The sequence below is a fragment of the Paraglaciecola sp. MB-3u-78 genome, assembly GCF_002835935.1.
Lineage (GTDB): Bacteria > Pseudomonadota > Gammaproteobacteria > Enterobacterales > Alteromonadaceae > Paraglaciecola.
Map to the genome: position 1 here is coordinate 1 of NZ_PJCF01000018.1, position 4,998 is coordinate 4,998.

Annotated in this window: 7 protein-coding genes and 1 pseudogene; all 8 read right to left on the minus strand. The window is 40.7% G+C overall.

Annotated features, from left to right (window positions below):
• Window positions 1-110: 110 nt before the first annotated feature.
• Window positions 111-542, minus strand: coding sequence for a hypothetical protein (locus tag CXF95_RS25975; protein ID WP_101201380.1), 432 nt, complete (start codon window positions 540-542; stop codon window positions 111-113).
• Between the two features lie 19 nt (window positions 543-561).
• Window positions 562-1,149, minus strand: a complete 588-nt coding sequence (locus CXF95_RS25980; protein ID WP_232788049.1) for a hypothetical protein — start codon at window positions 1,147-1,149, stop codon at window positions 562-564.
• A 789-nt stretch (window positions 1,150-1,938) separates the two neighbouring features.
• Entirely contained in the window at window positions 1,939-2,634 is a 696-nt protein-coding gene (locus tag CXF95_RS25985) for a transposase (protein WP_101201381.1), read from the minus strand.
• Between the two features lie 42 nt (window positions 2,635-2,676).
• Window positions 2,677-2,910: a hypothetical protein gene (locus CXF95_RS25990; protein WP_101201382.1), complete on the minus strand. Its 234-nt coding sequence runs from the start codon at window positions 2,908-2,910 to the stop codon at window positions 2,677-2,679.
• A gap of 158 nt (window positions 2,911-3,068) precedes the next feature.
• Window positions 3,069-3,329, minus strand: a complete 261-nt coding sequence (locus CXF95_RS25995) for a hypothetical protein (RefSeq protein ID WP_101201383.1) — start codon at window positions 3,327-3,329, stop codon at window positions 3,069-3,071.
• 59 nt (window positions 3,330-3,388) lie between these two features.
• Window positions 3,389-3,988, minus strand: a pseudogene (locus tag CXF95_RS30120) (RHS repeat-associated core domain-containing protein); the annotation flags it as partial.
• A gap of 122 nt (window positions 3,989-4,110) precedes the next feature.
• Window positions 4,111-4,353, minus strand: a complete 243-nt coding sequence (locus tag CXF95_RS26005) for a hypothetical protein (protein ID WP_101201384.1) — start codon at window positions 4,351-4,353, stop codon at window positions 4,111-4,113.
• A 2-nt stretch (window positions 4,354-4,355) separates the two neighbouring features.
• A partial coding sequence (locus CXF95_RS26010) for a polymorphic toxin type 10 domain-containing protein (protein ID WP_101201385.1) occupies window positions 4,356-4,998 on the minus strand: 643 nt, incomplete at its 5' end.

Below are 4,998 nucleotides of genomic sequence, written 5' to 3' on the forward strand. Positions count from 1 at the left end.
TCCTTATGTCCTTGTAATTTTCAGGTGTCTTCTTTAGCTCTTTCCATAGTCTTATTAATCAAGCAACTTGACCCCCTAGCCTTTTCCTATTAATCAAGCAACTTGACCCCCTAGCCTTTTCTGTATGTCGAGTATGAAGATCTATTTTCACCAATGGTATTTTTACCAATATAGTTAGGTACGATGATTTGTTCATTTTCAAGTAGGATTGCAGAAACAATATAGGATCCGCTAATGTCCGGATTTTTATCGAAAAAAAGCAAGTCTCCTTCAGTTAAATTATAACCAGCTAATCGATGCTTTAATTCTTTAAAAAATAAACGATGACGGTTATTTCGACGACTAATTAGACACTTAGCACTCTGGCCTAATACGACAAACTCAAGCTGCCTATCCTCACCTTCCTCAAGTTGTGAGTTGAAGAAAAAAGGAGCAACGTCTTGCGGTATACCAGTGGTACCTTCTTTTAACAAACTAAAATCAACTGTCTTCACTGCACAGGTTTCTGAACGGACTTCCCAAGAAAATGATTTTAATTCCATAAAGCATCCCTAGCCATGATTACTTATAACAAGTTACACAGGCTCCACCGCCCTCTACATCGTCATAAATCTCATCTAAATCAGTCATTTCAGAAACCCCACCAATATCACCTAACAGAGCGTTTCGCCGACGTTTTTTCTTAAAGCGTTCCACTTTTTTCTCATGGTTGGCAATAATAGCTGCTTTCTTTTCAGGATTTTCTAATGTTTCTAAGGGCTCGCCTTTACCCATCCAATAAAAGCTCTCACCAGTTACGGTATTACCTTCACCCTTCTCAAATGTCTTAGCCTGCTCAAACAAATCAGGGTGTTTCTCTTGAAGTCTCACCCATTCTATTTTCTTTTGGAAGAAACAAAATGAGCAACCTGAACGAGAACGCCAAGAATAATATGCAGGAAGTTCCAATCCATTGCGCTGTAAAATATTCTCTATATCAATCTTAACTATTCCATCTTCACGGAATGGCATAATCGATTCAATTGGTTTTTCGATTGTCATAAAGCCAACGCGCTCTGGTTCGTCAGCCCTAATTCCCACATAGTTTTTAACTGAGTATCCATCAGCTATGAAACCATCAACCCACTGTTCAAATGGCTTCAATTTCATCTGCACAGTACACCAACGATCTCTCTGTGAAGGTAGATAATTCTGATGCTTCTTTAACAAGCTTTTGAACTCAACCTCACCACGGCCTTCTATATTATTTAACGAACGATCGTTTAGTCGATGTATATAACCAAGTTTCTCTTCAAGCTGATCAAAACTATCGGGGTCAGAACAAAGTTAAATTGAAACTATCGGTTAACTATCGGTAACTATCGGGGTCAGGTAACTATCGGGGTCAGAACAAAGTTAAATAAACTCTTACGCCAACGGTCATTCTTTAGGGGTGGAAGAGCTCGAAGATGAGTAGATGCGTCAGTTGATGTATATGGGGGAAGCAGGGCGCGTAAGCGGTTGATCTGGCTACTGCCGAAGATTGCTCAGATGCTTTACAGGCCGGCTTAGCGGGTAAGATTGCTCACATAAAATGTCAATATGATACGAGGAACTATCGGGGTCAGAACAAAGTTAAATTAACTCTTACGCCATCCAAGTTTCCTGCCAGGCGACAATGAATGTAAGCGTCTACCTGTTAGTGATGTCAGTTCGCTTTTTAATCTATCATTACCTAAGGCCAAGAACTATCGGGGTCAGAGCAAAGTTAAATTAACTCTTACGCCAACGGTCATTCTTTAGGGGTGGAAGAGCTCGAAGATGAGTAGATGCGTCAGTTGATGTATATGGGGGAAGCAGTAACTATCGGGGTCAGAACAAAGTTAAATTTAACTATCGGGGTTAACTATTAACTATTAACTATCGGGGTCAAACTATCGGGGTCAGAACAAAGTTAAATTAACTCTTACGCCATCCAAGTTTCCTGCCAGGCGGCAATGTATGTAAGCGTCTACCTGTTAGTGATGTCAGTTCGCTTTTAAATCTATCATTACCTAAGGCCATACCTGACTTAGTTGCGGCTCTAATTTCTTCTAACAAATCCCCCTCGACATGACTAGTAAATAAACGTCGGTAGGTGGCTTGGCGCTCGGTATCATTAATACCTAACGCGGTGTATAAACAATGTGGAGTGCATAGATTTGAAACCTTACCTAATGCATTTATCTGATAACTAGACCAAACATATTCAGAAGGCTGTGCCACCATCGAGGCCCTAACTGGGTTTAGCTCAATGTAACGATAAAGATGAATTAGGTAGGCTTCATCTTCCACTAGGCAAGACTTAAAGCGCCCTTCCCACAATGTTCCCGTTCTTTTATATCGGTGATTAAAGTATCTGACATATTGCCTACCCAGAGCTTGCATCATTCGACTAACGCCACCTGCTTCGTGTGGCGTACACAATAAATGGACGTGATTAGTCATCAATACCCAAGCGTGAATATCAACTCTACACTTAACAGAAAACTCTTTTAACCAACCCACATAAGCAAAAAAATCTTGTTCACTACCAAAACAAATTTGACGGTTATTACCCCGTTGAATAATATGCTGTGCAATACCAATTGGGCAGATACGAGGCAAACGACTCATAGGATGTCCTTATCTTTGAGTTAAGTAAGCAATAAGTATAGCCTATGCGTTATTTAACGTTGTTCTGACCCCGATAGTTTTGTGACCCCGATAGTTTTGATTAGTCATCAATACCCAAGCGTGAATATCAACTCTACACTTAACAGAAAACTCTTTTAACCAACCCACATAAGCAAAAAAATCTTGTTCACTACCAAAACAAATTTGACGGTTATTTCCCCGTTGAATAATATGCTGTGCAATACCAATTGGGCAGATACGAGGCAAACGACTCATAGGATGTCCTTATCTTTGAGTTAAGTAAGCAATAAGTATAGCCTATGCGTTATTTAACGTTGTTCTGACCCCGATAGTTTTCAGAGTTAATTTAACTTTGTTCTGACCCCGATAGTTGCTATTTGAACATATCTTGTACTTTCCTATGATATTTGGTTTCAGACAGAAAACATCACTTCGCCTTTAAAGTTAAAAAAAACGATGATGCTGATTGCAATTATAGCTAGCCCAAATATTCGGGTCGTGATTGGCCCCATTTGCACTTCCTTATGGACCTTTTTAGGTGAACTTTCATCAATAATAGTATTCATACCACTTTGCCCAGATACAAGCTTAAAGTTTAGTCTGCCTTTGACTAACGCATACAGACCAAACAATGACAGGGCGATGGATACAACCTCAAACTCATGTATTTGCATTACCGACTCCATAAATCAAAACCTACCCAAATTATGCAAGAGCTTACTTATTTAGCTCTTTAGTTTGTATCATATTCGACTTCTAATTGTACGAAGCCAACTTTACCCCCAAGTTTCATAACACCATCTGACTGCGCAGTTGCACCAGATGCCGACGAAAACTCGGCCATAGGACCTTCCATGGATGTGGTTGTTGTTCCATTTGAGGTAGAGACATTAACCTTACCTAACTGCAACTTACCGGTATTCCCCGCGCTATCCGAACCCGACACGGACGCTTCAGCGTTTAAGTTTATAGACAAACCTTGATCATCTATTACCGCACCTGCGGAAACACCTATTCCCGCATCAAAGCTAAGGTTGCTATTTGGAGCCTTGAACTTCCCTTTAAGCGCAGGAAGACCAGCACTTACTTTAATGGAAGTTCTTTTGGCAATTTCTTTTCCAGCTGTTACACCAGAAACTGCGTTTGAATGTTGCATTGGTGTCATATTAGAGGGTTTTGAAACCATATGCATATAAGCAGTGAACATTCCTGTCGGATCTGTCGAATTAATAGGATCGTTATGCACATAAGCATAAAGATTCATCTGGTCTTCATAGCCAATCGGGTCAGTTTGCAGGAAGCGCCCTAACTTTGGATGATACATCCGTGCTTTGTAATAAACTAATCGTCATTATGAACCACGGTATTTTATTGAAAAAACGCGCTAATACACGGGGTTACAATTATAATGGGTTCTCAGCAAAGCAAAAGAATATAAAACCCAGACTGGAGAGGCTACTCTACCTCTTTGATATCTTGTGAATCAATTTCAATAACCCAAATATCTTCAGTGTTGGAGAAATCTACAATTCCCTCAACAATTAAGTCGCCATCTGAAACCTTTAGTGTCATATTTCTAACCAACCGAATGTTTTTTTCTTTTAAATTCCTCAATGTTCCATTAGTGTTCAAGCGCAATCTTCCGCTACTATCCCGATTATTAAAATCTGCGTAAATTAAATCTACCTTCTGGTTCATCACTAATTCCTGTCTTTTTTTGGTACTGGGTTTGGCACTGATGGGGACAGTAATTGAGATGCTGTATTTCGTTCAAGTCCGGTTACAGTTGCATGATTTCCAATGCCACTGGTTACAACAACATCCCCTCCAGCAGCTCGAACATCTCCGACAGTAGTAACTCCCATTTGGCCGTTTGGTATATTTGCACCTAGCTCATTAAGACAAGTTCCTCCATTACATTGCGCAGAAAAACCAGTTACACCTGACGGGTGTGTTGAAGTTGCATTCTCAATACTCTGAGGTGTAATGTTTGCTCCTCCTCTAGCAACGAGAGCGCTATCAGACAAAGCATTTGCACCTGCACGGGAACCACTTATAGCCATGCTTGCTCCACCCGGCACCACCGGTAGAGCCAAGGCAACCCCATCAACTACAACCCCAAGAGCATCGAGTCCAGCAGCTCCCCAATTTCCTTGAGATAAGTTTGTTCCTAGCGATACTAGTCCAACACTTAAACTGGCAGCATCCCAGACAGACTCTAGGTACTTACCAGTAGGATCAACCATATTAACCGGATCATTAGCAACATAAGCATAAAGATTCATCTGGTCTTCATAACCCACAGGGTCAGTTTGTAAGAATCGGCCTAGCTTTGGATGATAC